The organism is Streptomyces sp. RGM 3693, assembly GCF_050471125.1.
Lineage (GTDB): Bacteria > Actinomycetota > Actinomycetes > Streptomycetales > Streptomycetaceae > Streptomyces.
In genome coordinates this window covers 1,503,630-1,522,613 of the sequence record NZ_JBMPPQ010000002.1, presented here as the reverse complement: position 1 = coordinate 1,522,613, position 18,984 = coordinate 1,503,630, and the positions used below count along the sequence as shown (strand labels likewise).

21 protein-coding genes, 2 tRNA genes and 1 pseudogene are annotated in these 18,984 nt (G+C 69.2%); 9 read left to right on the top strand and 15 right to left on the bottom strand.

All coding sequences use genetic code 11. From position 1 onward, the window contains the following. The first annotated feature begins 26 nt into the window (after positions 1 to 26). The 6 genes from ehuB to ACO0M4_RS24200 all read left to right on the top strand — a co-directional run bounded on the left by ehuB (position 27) and on the right by ACO0M4_RS24200 (position 4,646). A complete protein-coding gene (gene ehuB, locus ACO0M4_RS24225) occupies positions 27 to 851 on the top strand; it encodes an ectoine/hydroxyectoine ABC transporter substrate-binding protein EhuB (protein WP_430373024.1) in 825 nt (274 codons plus the stop codon). Then, positions 848 to 1,594, top strand: a complete 747-nt coding sequence (ehuC, locus tag ACO0M4_RS24220) for an ectoine/hydroxyectoine ABC transporter permease subunit EhuC (RefSeq protein WP_430373023.1) — start codon at positions 848 to 850, stop codon at positions 1,592 to 1,594. Before ehuB ends, ehuC begins: the two co-directional genes overlap by 4 nt. Next, complete coding sequence (gene ehuD / locus ACO0M4_RS24215) at positions 1,591 to 2,241, top strand: ectoine/hydroxyectoine ABC transporter permease subunit EhuD (RefSeq protein WP_430373022.1); 651 nt, start codon at positions 1,591 to 1,593, stop codon at positions 2,239 to 2,241. The genes ehuC and ehuD overlap by 4 nt, the downstream gene beginning before the upstream one ends. Further along, positions 2,231 to 3,058, top strand: a complete 828-nt coding sequence (gene ehuA, locus ACO0M4_RS24210; RefSeq protein WP_430373021.1) for an ectoine/hydroxyectoine ABC transporter ATP-binding protein EhuA — start codon at positions 2,231 to 2,233, stop codon at positions 3,056 to 3,058. Before ehuD ends, ehuA begins: the two co-directional genes overlap by 11 nt. Before the next feature lie 572 nt (positions 3,059 to 3,630). Further along, on the top strand, positions 3,631 to 4,389 hold the full coding sequence (locus tag ACO0M4_RS24205) for an IclR family transcriptional regulator (protein WP_430373020.1): 759 nt from the start codon (positions 3,631 to 3,633) through the stop codon (positions 4,387 to 4,389). 183 nt (positions 4,390 to 4,572) lie between these two features. Next, a tRNA-Lys gene (locus ACO0M4_RS24200) sits at positions 4,573 to 4,646 on the top strand. A 130-nt stretch (positions 4,647 to 4,776) separates the two neighbouring features. Here ACO0M4_RS24200 and ACO0M4_RS24195 read toward each other — a convergent pair. Beyond that, a complete protein-coding gene (locus ACO0M4_RS24195; RefSeq protein WP_430373019.1) occupies positions 4,777 to 6,717 on the bottom strand; it encodes an AMP-binding protein in 1,941 nt (646 codons plus the stop codon). Between the two features lie 386 nt (positions 6,718 to 7,103). Continuing rightward, positions 7,104 to 7,697, bottom strand: coding sequence for a lytic polysaccharide monooxygenase auxiliary activity family 9 protein (locus ACO0M4_RS24190; protein WP_430373018.1), 594 nt, complete (start codon positions 7,695 to 7,697; stop codon positions 7,104 to 7,106). A gap of 330 nt (positions 7,698 to 8,027) precedes the next feature. Between ACO0M4_RS24190 and ACO0M4_RS24185 the strand changes: the two genes are divergently transcribed. Further along, positions 8,028 to 8,555, top strand: a complete 528-nt coding sequence (locus tag ACO0M4_RS24185; protein WP_430373017.1) for a DinB family protein — start codon at positions 8,028 to 8,030, stop codon at positions 8,553 to 8,555. A 224-nt stretch (positions 8,556 to 8,779) separates the two neighbouring features. Here the strand turns inward: ACO0M4_RS24185 and ACO0M4_RS24180 are convergent, their stop codons facing one another. Continuing rightward, positions 8,780 to 10,126, bottom strand: a complete 1,347-nt coding sequence (locus tag ACO0M4_RS24180; protein ID WP_430373016.1) for a hypothetical protein — start codon at positions 10,124 to 10,126, stop codon at positions 8,780 to 8,782. Then, entirely contained in the window at positions 10,126 to 10,545 is a 420-nt protein-coding gene (locus tag ACO0M4_RS24175; protein WP_430373015.1) for an SsgA family sporulation/cell division regulator, read from the bottom strand. Before ACO0M4_RS24175 ends, ACO0M4_RS24180 begins: the two co-directional genes overlap by 1 nt. Positions 10,546 to 11,149: 604 nt before the next feature. Here ACO0M4_RS24175 and ACO0M4_RS24170 point away from each other — a divergent pair. Next, a tRNA-Lys gene (locus ACO0M4_RS24170) sits at positions 11,150 to 11,223 on the top strand. Between the two features lie 34 nt (positions 11,224 to 11,257). On the opposite strand, the gene ACO0M4_RS24165 is transcribed toward ACO0M4_RS24170, so the two are convergent. The 3 genes and pseudogenes from ACO0M4_RS24165 to ACO0M4_RS24155 all read right to left on the bottom strand — a co-directional run. Beyond that, positions 11,258 to 11,743, bottom strand: a complete 486-nt coding sequence (locus ACO0M4_RS24165) for a hypothetical protein (RefSeq protein WP_430373014.1) — start codon at positions 11,741 to 11,743, stop codon at positions 11,258 to 11,260. Beyond that, the gene (locus ACO0M4_RS24160; protein ID WP_430373013.1) at positions 11,727 to 12,143 is read right to left on the bottom strand and encodes a hypothetical protein; all 417 of its coding nucleotides are present in this window, start codon (positions 12,141 to 12,143) and stop codon (positions 11,727 to 11,729) included. Before ACO0M4_RS24160 ends, ACO0M4_RS24165 begins: the two co-directional genes overlap by 17 nt. A 162-nt stretch (positions 12,144 to 12,305) precedes the next feature. Next, a pseudogene (locus ACO0M4_RS24155) lies at positions 12,306 to 12,728 on the bottom strand (HAD hydrolase-like protein); the annotation flags it as partial. A 25-nt stretch (positions 12,729 to 12,753) separates the two neighbouring features. On the opposite strand from ACO0M4_RS24155, the gene ACO0M4_RS24150 reads away from it, so the two are divergent. Next, the gene (locus tag ACO0M4_RS24150) at positions 12,754 to 14,289 is read left to right on the top strand and encodes a recombinase family protein (RefSeq protein WP_430373920.1); all 1,536 of its coding nucleotides are present in this window, start codon (positions 12,754 to 12,756) and stop codon (positions 14,287 to 14,289) included. 49 nt (positions 14,290 to 14,338) lie between these two features. Here ACO0M4_RS24150 and ACO0M4_RS24145 read toward each other — a convergent pair whose 3' ends face one another. From ACO0M4_RS24145 to ACO0M4_RS24110, 8 genes are all read right to left on the bottom strand, one after another. Continuing rightward, a complete protein-coding gene (locus tag ACO0M4_RS24145) occupies positions 14,339 to 14,479 on the bottom strand; it encodes a hypothetical protein (protein ID WP_351765667.1) in 141 nt (46 codons plus the stop codon). Continuing rightward, a complete protein-coding gene (locus ACO0M4_RS24140; protein WP_430373012.1) occupies positions 14,476 to 14,721 on the bottom strand; it encodes a hypothetical protein in 246 nt (81 codons plus the stop codon). Before ACO0M4_RS24140 ends, ACO0M4_RS24145 begins: the two co-directional genes overlap by 4 nt. 8 nt (positions 14,722 to 14,729) lie before the next feature. Next, on the bottom strand, positions 14,730 to 16,484 hold the full coding sequence (locus tag ACO0M4_RS24135; RefSeq protein ID WP_430373011.1) for a DNA polymerase: 1,755 nt from the start codon (positions 16,482 to 16,484) through the stop codon (positions 14,730 to 14,732). 125 nt (positions 16,485 to 16,609) lie between these two features. After that, positions 16,610 to 17,125 (bottom strand): hypothetical protein, encoded by a 516-nt coding sequence (locus ACO0M4_RS24130; protein WP_351765661.1) that lies wholly within the window; start codon positions 17,123 to 17,125, stop codon positions 16,610 to 16,612. After that, positions 17,115 to 17,336 carry a hypothetical protein gene (locus ACO0M4_RS24125; protein ID WP_430373010.1) on the bottom strand — a complete coding sequence of 74 codons (222 nt, stop codon included), beginning with the start codon at positions 17,334 to 17,336 and terminating at the stop codon, positions 17,115 to 17,117. Before ACO0M4_RS24125 ends, ACO0M4_RS24130 begins: the two co-directional genes overlap by 11 nt. Further along, positions 17,333 to 17,902, bottom strand: coding sequence for a hypothetical protein (locus tag ACO0M4_RS24120; RefSeq protein WP_430373009.1), 570 nt, complete (start codon positions 17,900 to 17,902; stop codon positions 17,333 to 17,335). The genes ACO0M4_RS24125 and ACO0M4_RS24120 overlap by 4 nt, the downstream gene beginning before the upstream one ends. After that, complete coding sequence (locus ACO0M4_RS24115) at positions 17,895 to 18,716, bottom strand: metallophosphoesterase (protein WP_430373008.1); 822 nt, start codon at positions 18,714 to 18,716, stop codon at positions 17,895 to 17,897. The genes ACO0M4_RS24120 and ACO0M4_RS24115 overlap by 8 nt, the downstream gene beginning before the upstream one ends. Next, on the bottom strand, positions 18,713 to 18,886 hold the full coding sequence (locus ACO0M4_RS24110; protein WP_430373007.1) for a hypothetical protein: 174 nt from the start codon (positions 18,884 to 18,886) through the stop codon (positions 18,713 to 18,715). Before ACO0M4_RS24110 ends, ACO0M4_RS24115 begins: the two co-directional genes overlap by 4 nt. Positions 18,887 to 18,984: the final 98 nt, after the last annotated feature.

Below are 18,984 nucleotides of genomic sequence, written 5' to 3'. Positions count from 1 at the left end.
TAGCGGCGCTCGGTGCAGTGGGTGCGATGGGCGCGGCAAGCGGTTGCAGCCGGGTCCCGACCGCGGAGGCGGCGGGCGGCGGTCAGCTGCTGGACCGGCTCCGCAAGAAGGGCTCGGTCACCCTGGGCGTGGCCGGCGAGCAGCCGTACGGCTACATCGGCACCGACGGCAAGATGACCGGTTCGGCGCCCACCATCGCCCGGGTGGTCTTCAAACGGCTCGGCGTGCCGCGCGTCGAGCCGTTCCCGACCGACTTCGGCTCGCTGATCGTCGGACTGAACTCCCAGCAGTTCGACGTGGTCGCGGCCGGGATGTACATCAATCCCGACCGCTGCGCGCAGGTCATCTTCGCCGATCCCGAGTACCAGATGCTGGACGCCTTCATCGTCCGCAAGGGCAATCCGCTGAAGCTGCGCTCCTACAAGGACATCGCGCGGACCGGGGCGCGGATGGCCACCGGCGTCGGCTACGCCGAGATCGATTACGCCAAGGAAGCCGGGATCACGAAAATCACCACGCTGCCGGACCAGTTGGCGGGACTGCTGGCGGTCGAGCAGGGGCGGGTGGACGTCTTCGTCGGGACCGCGGTGACGGTACGCAACGTCGTGCAGCAGTCGCGGACCACCAAGGCGGAGGCGACGCCCGAGGTCACCCCGTACGTGAAGGGGAAACCGGTGATCGACGTCGGTGGCTTCGCGTTCCGGACCCCCGAGACCAACCTCCGTGACGCGTTCAACCGCGAACTCCACAAGATGAAGCGGTCCGGGGAACTCCTGGACCTCATGCGGCCCTTCGGCTTCACCGCGCAGCAGATGACGAAGATCACCGCCAAGGAGAAGTGCCGGCCATGACTGACATCACCTGGGGTCTGTGGGAACTCCTCCTCAAAGGCGTCTGGATCACCGTCCAGCTGACCGTCTACAGCGCGGCCCTGGCCGCCGTCGTGGCCTTCGGCATCGGCCTCGCGCGCACCCACCGGCGGTGGATCGTGCGCTTCCTGTCCGGGACCTATTTCGAGATCTTCCGCGGGACCTCCGCGCTGATCCTGATGTTCTGGATGTTCTTCGTGCTGCCGATGGGGTTCGGCTGGCAGTTGGTCCCGATGTGGGCCGCGGTGCTGACGCTGGGCCTGACCTACGGCGCGTACGGTTCCGAGGTCGTCCGGGGCGCGATCGCCGCGGTGCCGCCGGGCCAGCGCGAGGCCGGGATCGCGCTCAGCTTCTCGCCCGGCCAGCAGCTGCGGAAGGTCGTCCTGCCGCAGGCGTGGCCGGGCATGGTCCCGCCCTTCAACAACCTGCTGATCGAGCTGCTCAAGGGCACCGCGCTGGTGTCGATCCTGGGCGTCGGCGACATCGCCTTCGGCGCCTCCCTGGTGCGCAACGCCACCGCGCAGAGCGCCCCCGTCTACACGATCATCCTGGTGATGTACTTCGTCCTGGCGTTCACCCTGACCCGCGGGATGCGGGCGGTGGAACGGCACGCCAAGGCGGGCGTCGGGCAGGCGCCGGCCAAGCGGTCGCGGCTGCGGCTCCGGCCCGCCACCGGCCCGGCGGTCACCGGTACCGCAGCTCCCGCGGAAGGTGAGGCCCGATGAAGTTCGACTGGTCCGCGGTCGGCGACTTCCTGCCGACGTTCTGGAAGGGCGTGCTGGTCACCCTCCAGGCCCTGGTCCTGGGTTCCCTGATCGCCTTCGCGCTCGGCCTGGTCTGGGCGCTGGCGCAGCGCTCGTCCCTTAAGGTGGTGCGCTGGCCGGTGACCGCGGTCACCGAGTTCGTGCGCAACACCCCGCTGCTGGTGCAGCTGTTCTTCCTCTTCTACGTGATGCCCGAGTGGGGCCTCACGCTCAGCGCCCTGGCCACCGGCGTGATCGGGCTGGGCCTGCACTACTCGACGTACACCGCCGAGGTCTACCGCTCCGGTATCGACGGCGTCCCGGCCGGCCAGTGGGAGGCGGCCATCGCACTGAGCCTGCCGCGCCACCGCACCTGGACCGCGGTGATCCTGCCGCAGGCGATCCGCCGCGTGACCCCCGCCCTCGGCAACTACGTGATCGCGATGCTGAAGGACTCGCCGATGCTCTTCGCCATCGGCGTGCTGGAGATGCTGGGCGAGGCCCGGCAGTTCTCCTCCCAGACCTTCCAGACCGTCGAGCCGTACACGGTCGTCGGGGTCGCTTTCATCGCCATCGCCTACCCCGCCTCTCTTCTCCTGCGAGCCCTGGAGCGCCGCCTTGTCCGCTGACCGCAGCACCCCGAACACCCCGCCCGCCACGGGCGACGACGCGCCCTCCGAGGAGACCGAGCTGATCCGCTTCGATGCGGTTACCAAGCGGTTCGGTGCGCACACCGTCCTCGACTCGCTCGACATGAAGGTCTACTCCGGCAAGCACGTCACCCTGATCGGCCCGTCCGGCTCCGGAAAGACCACGATCCTGCGGCTGATGATGACGCTGCTGAAGCCGGACGAGGGCACCATCAAGCTGGGCGACCGGTACCTGACCCACGAGGAGAAGGGCGGCAAGCTCGTCCCGGCGAGCGACCGCTACAGCCGCGAGGTCCGCAAGGACATCGGGATGGTCTTCCAGCAGTTCAACCTCTTCCCCAACATGAACGTGCTGCGGAACATCACCGAGGCCCCGGTGCACGTCCTGGGGCTGGACAAGGACGCGGCCGAGGAGCGCGCCCGCGAGCTCCTCGAACTCGTCGGCCTCACCGCCCACCTCGACAAGTACCCCACCCAGCTCTCCGGCGGTCAGCAGCAGCGGGTCGCCATCGCCCGGGCGCTGGCCATGCGCCCGCAGGTCCTGCTGCTGGACGAGGTCACCTCGGCCCTCGACCCGGAGCTGGTGGCCGGCGTCCTGGACCTGCTGCGGGACATCGCGCACTCCACGGACATCACCATGCTCTGCGTCACGCACGAGATGAACTTCGCCCGGGACATCTCCGACTGCGTGATGATGTTCGACGCCGGGCGGGTCATCGAGTTCGGTCCGCCGGAGCAGATCTTCACGGACCCGGAGCACGAGCGGACCCGGGAGTTCCTGAGCGCGGTGCTGTAGGTGGCGCGGTGGGCGGTGTCCCTGTGGGCGCCGCCCCGGGGCGTGTGGGAGTGCGGCACGTGGTGCGCGCTCCGGCACGCCCCGCCTCGCCGCCCGTTTCCCCGGCGACCGAGGCCCGCTGCCCGGCACCCCACGAGTTTTGAGGCATCCGCGCCCACTGCGATAGACGTGAAAGATGAGGCGTACGGATACCCGACGGGAAGAAGATCACTAGACGGAAGAGTGAGGTGCCTGAGCCTCAGGCGAAAACCCGACACTCCGTCAACTTCGCACGTCACCACGGGCCGTCAACCCCGGCCGTCAGCGGGCCGCCCGCCCCGCTCCCGCCCGCCATTGCCGCCGGTCCGCGCGGGATCCGACGATCCGTTCATGACCAGGGCATATGCCAGAGTGCAGGGCGCCTGCACAGACGCGTGAACCGACCTGGTTTTCAGTCAAGACCCCCTCCATCCGGGCTCGTTGACCGCTATCGTGATACGAGCCCGTTGTCCGGAAGCGACCCGCGTTCCACGGGGTCGAGGCCGTCCACAACGGTCACGACGCAAGCGGTACCAACCTCTTAGGGGGACACCGTGGCGCTGAAGCCCGAGCCGACCGCGCCGTTCCATTCGGTGCAGTACGCCCTCCGCGTACTCGAAACGATCTCCCGGCACGCCAACGGCGTGACCGACGCGCAGATCGCCCGCGAGACCGGACTGCCGGCAGCCCACCTCACCCAACTGCTCTCGATGCTGCGCCGGGAAGGCTACGCGCAACAGCTCGCCGACGGCGCATACGTCGTCGGCGAGTCGCTGCTCCTACTCGGCTCAGACACCGACCGCAGCCGCGCCCTACGCGACAAGCTCCAGCGCACGCTGGACCAGCTACGCGATTCGGTCGGGGCGGCGGTCTACATCAGCCGGTACATCGACGGCGAGGTGAAGATCCTCCACTACGCCGACGGCCCACTGGCACCCAAGGTCAACGAGTGGGCCGAATTCCGCCGCACGGCACACGCCAGCGCGGTCGGCAAGTGCCTGCTGGCTCAGCTCGACCACGACGGCCGGATGGACCACCTCTCACGCCACAAGACCGCCCGGCTCACCTCCCGGACGATCACCAACGAGAAGGTGCTGTTCCACAAGCTGGACAGCCAGCCGCCGACCGTCCCCGTCCTGGACCTCCAGGAATACGCGGTCGGCACGGTCTGCGCCGCCGTTCCGATCACCGCCGGCAAGACGGTCGGCTGCCTGGCCCTGTCCATGCCGCTGGAGAACGCCCACCGCCTGCGGCAGGCCGCCGACACCCTCAACCGCAAGGCCGCGCCGGTCCTCCTGTCACTGGCGATCTGAGGGCGGGGCGCCACCCGAGGTCGGGACGTCGTCTGAGGTCGGGACGTCGTTCAAGCCCGTAGTGGCCCGGGATCCCGGGCCACTACGGGCTTGAACGCGAGGGCCCCGGGAGCGCCACGGGGGCGGTCCCGCGGGTGGTCATGAGCACCCCTCTCGACCAGGTAGTATTTCTTTCGTCAGCGCGCGCCGCTAGCTCAGTTGGTTAGAGCAGCTGACTCTTAATCAGCGGGTCCGGGGTTCGAGTCCCTGGCGGCGCACGTAGGAAGTGGGCGCTCTCGGTTTACCGGGAGCGCCCACTTCTTTTGCGTTCCGGACCGCGTGCCGCGCTCGGAGTACAGGCACGGAGCACGGAGTACGGAGTACGGGGCACGGTCCGTGAGGTGCCGGTCATCGATCGAGGAGCTGCTCCCGATCATGATCGCGGTACTGCGCCAGGAGGGCGGCACGGTCGTCGTCGGTGAAGCGGCGGTACCGGCACCGGACGGCATGGCCCTCGCCGGCGGGCGAGGAGGTGGCCGGGGGCTCGATCGGTCGCCACCAGACCGGATCCGGACAGCGGAAGCCGGCCCGCCGGAGGGCGACCCGGTGCACCTTGTTGGTCGCGGTGACCGGCAGCGCGGCAACGGTCCGCAGGAACCGGGGCACCATCTTCGTACCGAGGTCGGGCTGGGCGGCGAGGAAGGCCGCGAAGTCGTCCGGGTCGAAGACCGTGCCGTCGGGCAGTGCGAGTGCCGCCATGACCTGGTCGCCGGCGACCGGGTCGGGCACGGCGTAGACGGCGACGCCGGTGGCCGGGACGTAACGGGCGAGGATGTTCTCGATCATCGCGGCGGCCAGGTTCTCGCTGTCGACCCGCAGCCGGTCGTCCGCCCGCCCGGCGAAGTGGAAGAACCCGGCCGGGTCCCGGAAGAACAGGTCACCGGTCCAGTACCACCCCGCACCGGCGCGGCCCGACGCCCGGCCCCGGGTGCGGGCGTCGGTGGCCTCCGGGTTGCGCCAGTAGCCCTCGAAGGCGCTGCGTCCCCGGTTGACCAGCTCCCCTATGGCCTCGTCCCCGTTGAGTAGCCGGCCGACCGGGTCGAGCCGGGCGCGCGGCAGTTCGTCGCCGGATTCCGGGTCGACGACGACGAGGTCGTCGCCGGGGGCGGGCCGGCCGACGGCGCCGGGCGGGGTATCCGGGGTGCGCTGTAATGCCGCGCCGCCTTCGGAGGAGCCGTACCCCTCGATCAGTCGCACGCCGAACCGGTCGGCGAAGCGGGCGACGTCGACGGCGCCCGCCTCCGTCCCGAATCCGGTGCGCAGTGCGTGGTCGCGGTCGTCGGGGGTGGGTGGGGTGGCGAGGAGGTACTGCACGGCGCGGCCGACGTAGGTGAAGTAGGTGGCGCCGTAGCGGCGCACGTCGGGGAGGAAGGCGGAGGCCGAGAAGCGGCGGCGCAGGGCGACGGCCGCGCCGCCGGCGAGCGCCGGGGACCAGCCGGCGATCACCGCGTTGCCGTGGAACATCGGCATGCACAGGTAATGGACGTCCTCCTTCCGCACCCCGAAGTAGCGGACCAGGGAGTGGCCGGCGGCGGCTAGCCGGCCCTGGCTGCACAGGGCGGCCTTCGGCGCCCCGGTGGAGCCGGAGGTGAAGTAGAGGAGCATGCGGGTGGCGGGACTCGGGGTCGGCCCCCGCCCCTCCCCTCCAGTACGGAGCGCGGAGCCGGTGACGTCCCCCGGCCGAGTGCCCTCGAACGGGGCGAGCAGCTCCTGGTAGGCGGGGTCGTCGGTGATCAGTACCCGCTCGGGCGGGAGCACCTGGTCGAGACCGGCGAGCAGCGGCAGGTGCGCCCGTTCGGTGATCAGCAGCGCGCAGTCGGTGTGGGCGATGTCGCGGGCCAGCTCCGGGCCGCGGCGGGTGGGGTTGATACCGGCGACCGCGGCTCCGGCGAGTGCCGCCGCGCTGAGCCAGAGCGGGAACTCCGGGACGTTGTCGAGCAGCACCCCGATGTGCGGCTCCGCGCCGCGCGGCAGCAGCTCCCCCAGCAACGCGGCCCGCGCAGCGGCGGCGCCGGCCACCTGGTGGTGGGTGAGCGCCACCTCCTGGTACTTGAGGGCGATGCGGTGGTCGCTCCACTGCGCCTGGACGAGCTCGGCGATGGTGTGGGGGGCGGGGGCGGAGCCGCGGCCGGGGGTCGGGGCGAGCGCCGGGGCGGGGGCGGGGGCCGGGGTCGGGGCGGGGGCGGTGTGGCCGGCCGCCTTGTGGGCGGGCGCCTTGCGACCGGGTGGGGTGTGCTCATGAGCGTCGCGGGCGAGCGGGCTGTCGCTGCGGGAGCTGTCGGCCACCATGACGGCGGAGCTTAGCTGACGCTGTGTCAGTTTTGCAGGGTGCGGGGCAAGGAAGTCGGACCTTGGACTTCGAACTTCTGGCCTGTGGCTTCGGACTTCGGGCCGGTGGCTTGAAGCCTCGGGCTTCGGGCCTCTCACCTCGGGTCGGAGCGCTCCGCCCGGTGTCCCATCAACCCCTGGGTCTACCCCCGCCTCCATCAAGACCAACCCGTGGCGTGACGCCGCCAACTGCCGCTGCCCGTAGCGTTCTTATACAACGAGACGGCGGCGGAAGCACGAAGGAGCCGCACACAGTCCCGGGGCGGCGAGGGCCTCCCCGGAGGGAGGACGGGGAGGCCCGATGAAGACACCACGTATGCCGACGGGACGTGTCAGCAGTACCAAGGTCAGGACAGGTCAACATCCGAGCAGGCGTAGAACGCGTTGCCCGTGTCGGCGATGTTCCATACGCCCAGGATGAGGTGGCGCCCGGACTTGAGGGTGGGGACGGTGCCCTGATGCTGCACCGTCTCCCCCGGTCGCGCGCCCCCCATCGGCACCGTCATGAACGGCTCGGGTTCGAGGTCGGCGCGGGTGAGCGGCTTGGCGGGGTCGTAGCCGTCCTTGGTGATGAAGTACTCGAAGTCCGTCGTCGCATGCCGCGCCGTGAGCCGCCAGGTGAAGGTGTAGCCCTGCCCCGGGGAGAGCTTGGTCGCCGGCCACTTGCCGCCGCGCGGATCGTCCAGTTGCGCGAAGTTGTCGTGCCCGCCGGAACAGATCTTGCCGTCAGCCGGTCCGGCGGCCGGGAATCCCTTGGGCGCCTCGACGCTCTGGGGCTCGTACTGAATGGCGCCACAGTCCTTGACGGTGCCGTTGGCGCAGAGCGCTTGACGACTCGGCGGCGCGTCGCTGTAGCCGTGGCTGGAGGCGCTGCCCGTCGCGAGAAAGGAGGCCCCGACGATACCGAGACCTATCACGGCGGCACTGAGCTTCTTACGCATGCTTCGCTCCTGAAGAACGCTGGGGGGAGGGGGAGTTCTGCGAGTCGAGTGAAGTGCGGTGCTGTGCGTGGTCCAGACCAACCGGCAGATTAGTGAGGGGAATTGAACATGTCTAGACCATGACGCGATCATGTCCGCTCGGCGTCCGCTCGACGTCTACGCGACCTCCGTACGATGCCCGTCGCGAAGTCCGTCGCGATGCCCGTCACGAAGTCCGTCGCGCGCCGCCAGCGGCCCTACGCCACATTGGCCTTCCGTTGCGGCGTCCATCGGTTGTGGCGCTCGTCGGTTGCGACTGTGCCGGTCGGCGGCTGTGTGAGAGTGAGGGGCATGGATACGACACCGGATGGCCGCCCCATCCCGCCGCCGCATGCCGGGGAACGCGAGGGCCTGGAGAGCTGGCTGGACTTCCACCGCGCCACACTGGAACTGAAGTGCTCGGGCCTCGATGACCGTCAGCTGCGGCTGGCCTCGGTGGTGCCGTCGTCGATGACGCTACTGGGCCTGGTTCAGCACCTGGCAGAGGTCGAACGCAACTGGTTCCAGCGGGTGTTCGCGGGCCGGGACGTGCCACCGGTGTACGAGGAGGGTTCGGGCGATGGCTTCACGCTCGTCCCGGGCCGCGGGATCGACGAGGCCCTGGGCCTCTGGCGCGCGGAGGTCGCACGGAGCAGGGAGCTGATCGCCGGCTCGTCGCTGGAGGACGCCGGCAAGCTCTCGGAAGAGGAGGCCGGACACATCGGCGGCCAGGGAGTCTCGCTGCGCTGGATCCTGGTCCACATGATCGAGGAATACGCACGCCACAACGGTCACGCGGACCTCATCCGGGAGTGCATCGACGGCACAACGGGCGCCTGAGGCACCCCGCATCGCGGCCAGGCCGGCTGGCGCTCCGGCCGGGTCGCACCACCCGGCGGGCCAGCACCATCCGACGGGCCAGCGTCACCCGGCGGGCCAGCGCTGCCCGGCTGGCTCGGGCCACCCAGCTGGCCTGAGCTACCGGCTGGCCTGGGCTGCCGGCTGGCTCGGGCTACCGGCTGGCCTGGGCTGCCGGCTGGCTCGGCTGCCCGGGAGGTGTGGGGTCACGCTGCCTCGGGGAGGGGGCCCGGGGTGGGGGCCGCGGCAGTTTGGACGAGGGCGGTGTAGGTGCGGCGGAGGGCGATGAGGGATTCCTGGGCCTCGCGGTAGACGGCGGCGTCGGGGCCGCCGCGGTGGGCGAGGGTGCGGACGGGGGCGCAGTGGCGGTCCATGGCGCTGAGCCAGGCGCGGTGTTGGGCCGGGAGGTGGCGGCGCAGGTGTTGGCGTCGGCCCTCGCCGAGGCGGCGTCCGCCGATGCCCAGGACAGCATCGGCGGCCTGGAGGACCGGCGGTTCCAGGGCGCCCTGTTCGGCGAGCGCGCCGAGCACCGCGCGCTGTTGGTCGGTGGCCGGGGCGGACGCCAGTTCCGCGGCCTCGGAGTGGAGCTGGGCGCGCAGGGCGTGCTGGATGCGGACCAGGCGGCGCAGCGCCGTCTGCGTGGACGAGTCGTCGGGGGCGCGGCCGGCCAGGGTGTCGGCGAGGCGGAAGAGCCAGATGCCGTGCGCCTCCAGCCGGGTCGCGGCGAGCATCAGCCGGTCCAGGCGGCTGAGCGGCTGGCCCTCCGGAGCCCAGCGCACGATCGGGACCAGTTGTTCGGTGCGGGCCAGTTGGTCGATGGGGATGTGGCGGCGTGGTTTGCGTTCCGGGGCCCAGTTGTGGAGCGCAAGGGTGGGCAGGGCGACGAACTGGTCGTGGTCGATGCGGTGTGCGATGGCTGCCCAGAGTTCCAGGAACGCCTCGTTGGCGACCTCGCGGGCGGCCGGCGCCTGCGGGTCCAGGGCGCTCCAGCCGCAGGACACCGCGATGACCGCGACGCGCATCGCGGCGGCCTCCGCGTTGCGCGGCGAGAGGCGGGAGACGCGCTGTCGTAGGGCGGTCAACTCCTCGGCGTGGTCGGCACGCTTGACGACGTCGAGGGCGGTCGCGCGGTCGGGTGCGACGGCCGCCTCGCGGGCCATGGCGTCCAGCCGGGTCCAGGTGCCGATCATGGAGCGTACGGGGGGCCGCTCGGGGAGGAAGCCGTGCGTGCAGGGGTCGTGCGGGGCCGGCGCGCCGGAGGTGTCGCCGTCGGCGGGCGCGGCGTCGGCCGTTCCGATGGGGTCGGCGCTGGCGCCAGCGGGGCCGCCCTGCACCGGGATCCGGACGGCCGGGTCGGCGCCGGTCCGGGCGGCGGGGATGCGGTGGGCGGCGGTCCGGCCGACAGTGCCGGGGTCAACCGCACCCGGGGCGGCCGCGCCGGCCGGATCCCGCGGGTCGGCGGTCGTGGTGGCTCCGGGGGCGCCCGTTTCGGGTGTCGTCGCGCGTATGGCGAGGCGAGCGTCGGGCGTCGTCGTCATGGGAGTAGGGGTCATCAGCACTTCCCCGCTAGCAGGCGGGCCAGGTGGGCGTCCATATCGAGATAGCGGTCCTCGTGGCCGGGCGGGACGATGGCCGCGGTCTGCTCCAGCCAGGCGGTGAGCTCCGTCGCGCGCACCGTCAGCTCGCAGACGTTGTCGTCGGTGGCGAGTTCGATGTGGACACGGCGGGATGCGCCCGCCCGGCAGGCGGGCCAGACCCGCACGTCGCCCTGTCCGACCTCGCCGCACAGCCCGCCGAGCAGCAGATCGCGGGCGAAGAGCCAGGTGGCGACCGTCTCGCCACGACTGAGGAACGCGACCTCGACCTCGTAGGGGCGGTCACTGCGGTAGCCGAACCGGCCGGCCACCGGAAGCGTTTCGTCCGGCCCGAGGAGGAGCTGCATCTCAAGGGTGCGCTTGGCTGTCGACACCACGACGATCAACCTTTCCAAAGAGGGGCGAGTCCCGGGGCCCCGGTTCGGGGCTCGCGTCCTAGCAGACGTTGGCTCGCGGGATGGGGTTGCAGGTGATGGCGGACTAGTGATGGACGCCATGGTCCGCGGGGGACGCGCGGGCGGGGTGGCGGTCCGGTGTCCGGCCTGGCGGCGGGGTGACGTGCAGGGTGCCGTGGGCGGTGTGTCGCGGGACCGTCATGCCCGTTCTCCTCCAGGCCGGCTGCTCGTCGGGGCCCCTCCCGGGCGTCGGCCCTGCCGCGCTCCGGCGCTGGCCTCAGCCTCTCAACGGGCAGGAGATACCGCATGTTGACGGGGCAACTGATGCACTACGGCCACCAAGTCGATCTTCACAGGCCAATTCGGGTACCCCCTCGGGCGAAGGTCCCGATGTCGCGGGACTTTCGCCCCGGACGGGAGGGTCCCCGGCGGAGTACGGGGCGGGTGGGGTTGGTGCGGTCGACGGGCGAGGCCGCGGCCAGGCGGGTGTGGGAGTGGCGGGGATCACAGGAGGTGGAAGCGTGGGGGGCGCATTCCTGGGTACGGACCACCCCCGGAGTTCGTGTAGAGTTTTCTTCGTCAGCGCGCGCCGCTAGCTCAGTTGGTTAGAGCAGCTGACTCTTAATCAGCGGGTCCGGGGTTCGAGTCCCTGGCGGCGCACGTAAGACTGAGGCCCCTCGCATTGCGGGGGGCCTCAGTCGTGTTCTGCTGTGGTGCCGGGGGCCGCCGGGGCTCCGGTACGCGTCGTGGGCGCGGTGAGCGGGTGCGGTCGGACGGGCGGACGGGCCGGGGGGCGGCCGACGGCGGCGGCGTCGCCGGTCAGGGGGAGCCGCGCCGGGCCACCGTCCGGGAGGTCGGGACGGCCGCCGCAGAACCAGCAGGCCAGCAGCAGGACGACCCAGGCGAGGCCCGCCAGGAGGCGTGCGGCGGCGGATGCGGGGCGTCCACCCGGCGGCCCCGACCGCTCGGCGATCACCGGGACGGTCGCGGCGCCGGTGACCATCGGGACGGCCACCTGCTCGGCCGCCATCAGGAGTGCCGCGTTCTCGGTGCCCGTCCAGTCATTCCAGCCAGGCGCTCGCTCGCCGTCCGTCGGGGCGGCCGGGTTCTCGGCGTCCGGCACAGCGGTGGCGCGCTCGGCGTCCCTTGGGGTGGCCGTTTCCTCAACGTTCGTCGCCACTGCCGCTCCCCTGGCGTTCGCGGCGGAGCCGGAGTCTGAGGCGGAGCAGTTGGCCGGCGATGACCAGGATCGCGCCGCCCGCCAGGACCAGGGCGACGGCGGAAGTGCTGCTCAGTTCCCGGCGGGCGGTGACCCGGCGGGGCATGAGGGGGCCCCGGGCGGTCAGGGCGGGCGCGGTGTGGGCGCGCACCGACCCGGCCGGGTCGGTGGCCCGGGTGGTGTCGGGGCCGGCGGGGTGCGGGCCGGTGGGTGGGGTGCGGTGCGGGCCGTGCGCGGCCGGGGCGGCGATGGTGGTCTGGGCGGTGCCGTGGCCGCGTCCGTCGTCGGTGGCGTACGCGGGTACCGTCGTCACCGCGCATACCGCGACCGCGGCACAGAGTGCGAGCTGCGGTGAGCGCATGGTGTACCTCCGGATACTCCGAAGGTCCGCCGGTGCGCGGCCGGGCGCATCCGGGGCGGGGCGGGGCTGCGCCGTTCGGGTGGCCGGGAGCCTCCGCCGGCGGCTTCGGCGGCGGGGCTCGTGCGGCGGGGCCGGCGGGTGTGGCCGGCCCCGGGCCGCGGATCAGACCAGGTCGACCAGGTCCGCGATGGAGTCGACGACGCGGGAGGGGCGGAAGGGGTGGCGTTCGATGTCCTCGGGGCGGGTGAGGCCGGTGAGGACGAGGAAGGTCTCCATGCCCGCTTCCAGGCCGGCGACCACGTCGGTGTCCATCCGGTCGCCGATCATGGCGGAGCTCTCAGAATGGGCGCCGATGGCGTTGAGCGCGTGGCGCATCATCAGCGGGTTGGGCTTGCCGACGAAGTACGGCTCGACGCCGGTGGCCTTGGTGATCAGGGCGGCGACGGAGCCGGTGGCGGGCAGGGCGCCCTCGGGCGAGGGGCCGGTCTCGTCGGGGTTGGTGGCGATGAAGCGGGCGCCGTTGTCGATCAGCCGGATGGCCTTGGTGAGGGCCTCGAAGCTATAAGTCCGGGTCTCACCACGAACACATAAATGTTACTGTGAGGTGATCATGAAGGCGGCGACGCTTGCAGGGGTGGGCATGCTTGACGTGGGTGGGTACACGCGGATCTCTGACATCGGTCAGCTCGGAGACGGCAGGGACGGGCGAGAGGGGGTCGTCCGTCAGCGCGAGGACGTGTACGACCTGGCCAAGGGAAGCCGCTGCAACGTCCACCGCATCTATGAAGACAACGACACGTCCGCCTACAAGCGCCGGGTTAAGCGCAAGGCATTCGAGGACATGATCATTGACCTTCAGACGGGAACCATCAGTGGCATTCTCGCCTACAACATCGACCGGATTGCCCGCCAGCCGCGCGACCTTGAACGCCTGATCGATATTTATGAGCAGGCCCGTCGGCCGATGGTTTTTGGCACCACCGCCGGTGACTACGACCTAACGACTGCCGATGGACGGTTCCAGGCCCGCATTTACGTAACCATCGCCAACAAGTTTTCTGCCGACGCCGCTCGCCGCGTTGCCCGACAGAAGTTGGCTGAAGCCCAGGACGGTAAGCCGCACAAGGGACAGCGCGCATTCGGCTGGAAAGACCTGGAGCACGTTGACCCCATGGAAGCGGAGATCCTTCGAAAGGCCCGCAGGGACATCCTGAACGGGAAGCGTGTCTCCACTCTCCACCGCGAGTGGGCTGAGGCAGGCGTGCGGGCTCCCCAAACGCCTGAAGGAAAGACGATCAGCTACACCAGCGTGAAGTACGTCCTGCGCAATCCCCGACTGTGCGGCTACCGGGCTTACATCCCCCAAGAACACCGTGAACGCTCCGGCCGCGTTGACCCGGTGGAGTACCTGGTCGAGAGGACCGACGGCACTCCCATCGTCGGCAAGTGGGAGACGATCTTTACACCCGAGGAGTGGCGGGAGCTGGTAGACGAACTGGACGCGCGCAAGAACACCGGCGCCGGTCGTCAGGTCGGCTCCACGGTCACGAAGCGGTTGCTGACGAACATCGCCCGCTGCGGTGAGTGCGGCTCGGGCCTCAACTCCGCGATGTACCAGCGCGGCACCAAGAGCTACGAGAAGTACGGCTACTACTACGTGTGCAAGCCCGCCAACGGCGGCTGCGGGAAGCTCTCCCGTAGCGGGCCCCCTGTCGAAGACTACGTAGAGAAGATCCTTCTGGGCCATCTCAAGAAGCAGGCCCACGACGTGACGCCCACCGAGGTTGAGGACCCGGAGCTGACCCAGGCTAAGGAGAAGCTGAAGCAGATCGACGCGGACAAGGCCGAGGCCCGCACCCTGCGCGCTGAGGATCGTTTGTCCCTCGCCGAGTTCGCCCGCGAGATCAGCCGCCTTGAGGGCAAGGAAGCCGAGCTGAAGGAGAAGGTGTCCACCCTGACCGTCTCTCCCATCCGGGCAGGCTCGGCCGCCGCCAGGATCATCCGCGAGTGGGGGTCGTACACCGTGGACATGAAGCGTGCCGAGATCAGGCGGAGCATCGAGGCCGTAGTGATCAGCAAGGCGGGCAAGGGCGGCGCCCAGCGGGGAGTCTTCCGCCCAGAACTCATCGAGATCGTCTGGAAGTAGCCACCGCACACAACAAGACCGCCCCGGCCAAACGGCCGGGGCGGTCTTGCTATGCACGGGAGATGCCGAAGCGCTTCAGCATGGCGTTGACCCACTCGTCACTGCGCGTGGGCGAGCGCTCTATCTCCCACTCGATCCGCTCCTCAAGCGTCATCACCTCGTGGCACGTGTCGGAAGTCTTGGCGCTCACTCGTCACCGTCCTGGTCGTCGGCGACGACAGCGACCTCGGGGTGCATCTCCTTGGCCCAGTAGTCCGTGGCCATCTCCTGAGCCAGGACGTGCGGGACGCCAGCCGCTATCGCCTCTGTGTAGACGACACCGGTGATCCGGGCCAGGGCGACAACAGCGGTCCCCCGCTTCTCGATCAGAGCCTGGTTCATCTCCGTCTCGATGCCAGAGATCAGCTCGTCAAACCCATCAGCGTTGGTCAATTCATTCCTTAGTGCTTGCTTGCTTCGAGGTCGAGGACGCTGCCCCAGCTCCGTTCGCCGATCTCGGCGTCAACGGGGACGAGGAGGCCCTTGACCGTCATTTCCATGATTCGGGCCGTCTTCTCGGCCAACTCCGCTGCCTGCTCCCTGGGGAAGCTGAACACCAGCTCGTCGTGGATTGGGAGGCGGACGTACTCGGTGTATCCGGCCCGGTCGAGTTCGATCAGGGCTCGGGCCGTGATGTCACGACTGGTCGACTGGATGAAGTAGTTGAGCGCCGCGTACACGCGGTCGCGGTCCACGGGGAGGCGTCGGCCCGTCCCGGTGTAGATGAAGCCGGTACGCCGCGCTTCGCGCTGAAGACGGTCGGCCAGGCGCTTGACACCGGGGTAGGTCTCCCAGAACGCCTTGACGGCCTTCTTGGCTTCGGCCTCCGCGACGCCGTACTGCTCGACAATCGCCCTCCAGCCGCCTCCGAAACAGACGGTGAAGTTGGTGCCCTTACCGGCTTTGCGGTCAACGCCTGCGGCGTCAGCGGTGATCTGGTGCAGATCCAGGCCGCGGTGGAAGGCGTCCAGCATCGTCGGGTCGCCACTGAAGGCGGCCAGCACCCGCAGCTCCATGTTTCCGTAGTCGGATGACACGGTCACGTGGCCGGGCTCCGCGAGGAAGCAGTGCCGCACGTACGAGTCCCCGGCCGGGAGCGTCTGCGCCGGCACCGCGCCCGTGATGCTCATGCGAGCGGTACGGGCCTGGCAACTGTTGATGCTGGCGTGAACGCGCCCCTCAGAGTCCTGGCCGCCGAGGGCCCGGTCGAACCACGTGGCTTTCCACTTCTTCGCCTTCTTGGCCTGGATGATGGCCTCGGTCAGCGGGATGCCGATCGAGGTCAACACCTCGTCATCGACCGATACGTTCCCCTTCTTCGTCTTCTTCGTGAGCTTGATGCCGCGCTCCTGGAGAGCGGCGATGATCTGCGCGTTCGCGTTGACGTTGTCGACGCCTTCGCGTCGGGCGACCTCTTCCCACGTCTCCTGCTGGCGGGCCAGTTCGGCGGCTTTGTCCTCCGCGTACTGGCGGTCGAGGAGATACCCGGTCCGCTCGATCTTGGCCGTGATGTGCGCGAGCCGGTGTTCCCAGGAGACGAGGCCCCGCTTCCAACTGCGGACCGGCACCTTGGACTTGAGGATCTTGTACAGGCGGAACGCAAGGATCGGGTCCATGCCCGCGTACAGCAGGTAGCCGTGGTGGTCGATCGGGACGAGCGGCCAAACGTCATCCTTCTTGACCTTCAGCTCCTTGGCGATGGCCGCCATGGAGCCCTTCACCTCGGCTGCGATGGCCTCGCATATGTAGTGCCGGGTCAGCTCTTCGAGCTTGAGGCCGGGTCCGCTCTCCTTGACGGCCCGAGGGTCGACAAGGTGGGCGAATAGCTTGGTGTCCCAGCTCTTGGGGGCCAGTTCCTCCATAGGGATGCCGAGGCACTGCTGTGCCACGTGCAAGTCGTAGGTGCCGTTGTGGGCGATGAGCCGGTGCGCCGTCCTGAGCGCCCAGCGCGCGGCGTCCTGGAACGGTCGGCCTTTCTCGACCGGGACGACGAACGCCTCCTGGTCGTTGCCGAACTGCCAAAGGCGGGCCCGGAAGGTGCCGAGGCTGGCATTCCACCAGTCCAGTCCGGTTGTCTCGCTGTCGTGGCCTAGGAGTTGCTGGTTGGCCAGGACGAACGCTTGGAAGTCGGGAAGGTCGTCTTCGGTCTCGACCACGTGGATGCGGACCGGTTGGCCCTTGATCGGGTAGTCAATGACCCGGATGTGAGTCCTCCTTGCCCGTGGGGCCGGCCCGCCGACCGACCCCATCGCACATCAACTTTCTGTGCAGAGTTGATTCATTACTTCGCGCGGAAGGAGCCGTCCTTCTGCCGCCAGAGCGGCGGGCACTGCTCGGACTTGTCGAGGCCCCGGCCGCCGCAGAAGTAGGCGGCCCAGCTCCCGCCGTCCTTGAAGTTCCTCTGCCCGTGATCACAGGTGTAGTCGCTGCCGTTCGTGTTCGAGGCGACGACCTTGCCGTTCTCGAACCGCTTGGGTGCGGCGCCGGCCCCGCCCTTGTACTGCTCGCGGGTGTACTGGGCGAACTTGGCGTTGTACTCGATCAGGCCCTTCTCCTTCATGGCGGTCAGCAGCTCGACGCCACGGGTTGCCGTCTCGATGGCGGTGTGGCCGTAGACGGCCGGGGTCAGCCACTCGGCGCCGTAGTCCGGGCCTGCCTTCACCGTGAGGCCGATCTTGAAAGGGGCGGGCGTGGTGGGGGCGGGAGTGGTCATGGGCTTTTCCTTGGGGGTGTCGGTTTCGGTGGGGTTGGGCTCGTCCCAGGGGGACTTGTCGGCGAACGGGTCGTCATACGACACAGCGGGTTCCCTTCGCTGCCGGGGCGTGGCTGAGCATGTCCAGCAGGCTGGTGAGGTCGAGCGGGTGGAGATTGAGTTCGGTGAGGTCGCCGTCAGCGTCCCGGTAGCCGATGTAGGTGGGGGTGCCGACCGTCTCGTCGTAGGTGACCTCCAGCCGGACGAACGTCCCGGCGGCGAGGTCTCGCCTGTACGTTTTCGTCGTTTCGATCACGCGGAGTTCCTTCGGGTGCGCAGGGTGCGGTTCATCTGCTGGGCGAGGGCGACTGCGGCCCGTGTGAGGGCTTGACGGTCGGCCTGGTCGGGGACCGGGAGGCCGTAGACGTGGCGCCGCATGAGGAGCTGCTGATACCGCTCGGGTAGCTTCTTCATGGAGGCCGCAGCGTCGATGCGTGCCGAGACGACGTTGTCGGTGACGCGGGCCTGTAGAAGGTCGTCCTTCTTGCCGACCATCTGACTCAGCTCGTCGTCGGTGTAGAGGAAGGTCCGCAATGCGGCCTTGGCCTCGTCGGGGGTGTAGTAGTACGCGTCATCCAGGAGGTCGCGGTAGTTGCGCTCCTTGCTGGCGTACTGGGTGCCGGCCTTCTGGAAGATCTTCCAGAGGAAGTCTTCGTTGGCGTAGTGGGCTTCGATGGTCGGCCGGTGTGCGTAGGCGTGAAGCAGGATCTCCTGCTTCACATCGTCCTGTTCAACGATGCTCCATTTCTGCGCGATGCTGTAGGCCACTCGCTCCGCTAGGGCCGAGAGGTAGGCCCAGTCAAGGACGACCGGTTCAGGCAACCTTCGCTCCCTTCGTCGGGCTGACGAAGCGGCCCTGGTTGTTGCGCTGGATGGCCCCGTACCGGATGCCGTCCACCACGAACGAGCCGTCGCGCTCGACGTACACCGGTACCGGCACCGCGGAGTACTTGCCGACGAGCAGCCGTCCCCAGCCCTTCTGCCAGTTCGCCACGCCTTGGGACAGGTACTCGGCCTTGGACTCGTCCATGAGGTGTCCGACCTCGAAGCCGAAGAGCGTGCGCCGGTGCCGTCCAACGCCTACCGTCTCGGGCGAGACCGCGTTCTTGTGGGTGTGTCCCATGACGACGGACCGGTCCAGCTTCTTCACCTTCGACGCCGCTGTCCTGCCCGGGATCTGGTTCAGTCCCCGTAGCTCATGGCCGTGCATGGCGACCCATCCGGGCGCGACTTCGGTGAACGGCGGCAAGACCTCGATGTCCAGTTCTTCGAAGCCCAAGAGCACATCGATGTCGAAGGCTCGGCTGGCGGCGAGGGCCGGCGCGTACTTGAGCAGGTAGTCACGGGGGCGGGAGTCATGGTTTCCGATGACGAACTTGATCGGCCCGCTGTAGCCCTCGCGCAGCTCGGCCAGGAGGGCCTTGCCGCCTTCGGACTCCCGGAAGACGTCGTTCTCGAACTCGGCTCGGGTGCCCTTGGACCAACGGCTGGGAGCCGCGTAGTTCATGAAGTCGCCGATGATCAGAACCTCGGCGGGCTGCCGCTCTCCGATGTAGCCCCACAGGTTCCGCACTGCCCGTGCGTCGTGAAGCGGGTACTGGACGTCCGAGACGATCGCTATCTCCTTGACGCTCACACAGCCCCCTTCTCGCGACGGGTGATTTCGTATTCGATGGCCCTCACAGCCTCTTTCAGCTCCTGCGTTGATTCGTCTTCGTACTCCGCCAGCCAGAGACTCTTCATCGCAGCTCCGATGCAGAAGGAAACCCCCTTGATGGCCGTGGGGAAGTCGTCGGTTTGCGTCACATCGGTCCTTTGCGTAGCGCGGTCATTAGCAGGCTGGTAGAGGTAGACGGTTCTCGGCCGTCCGATCCCTGAGTCTTCTCTGACGGTCGTGATCCCAG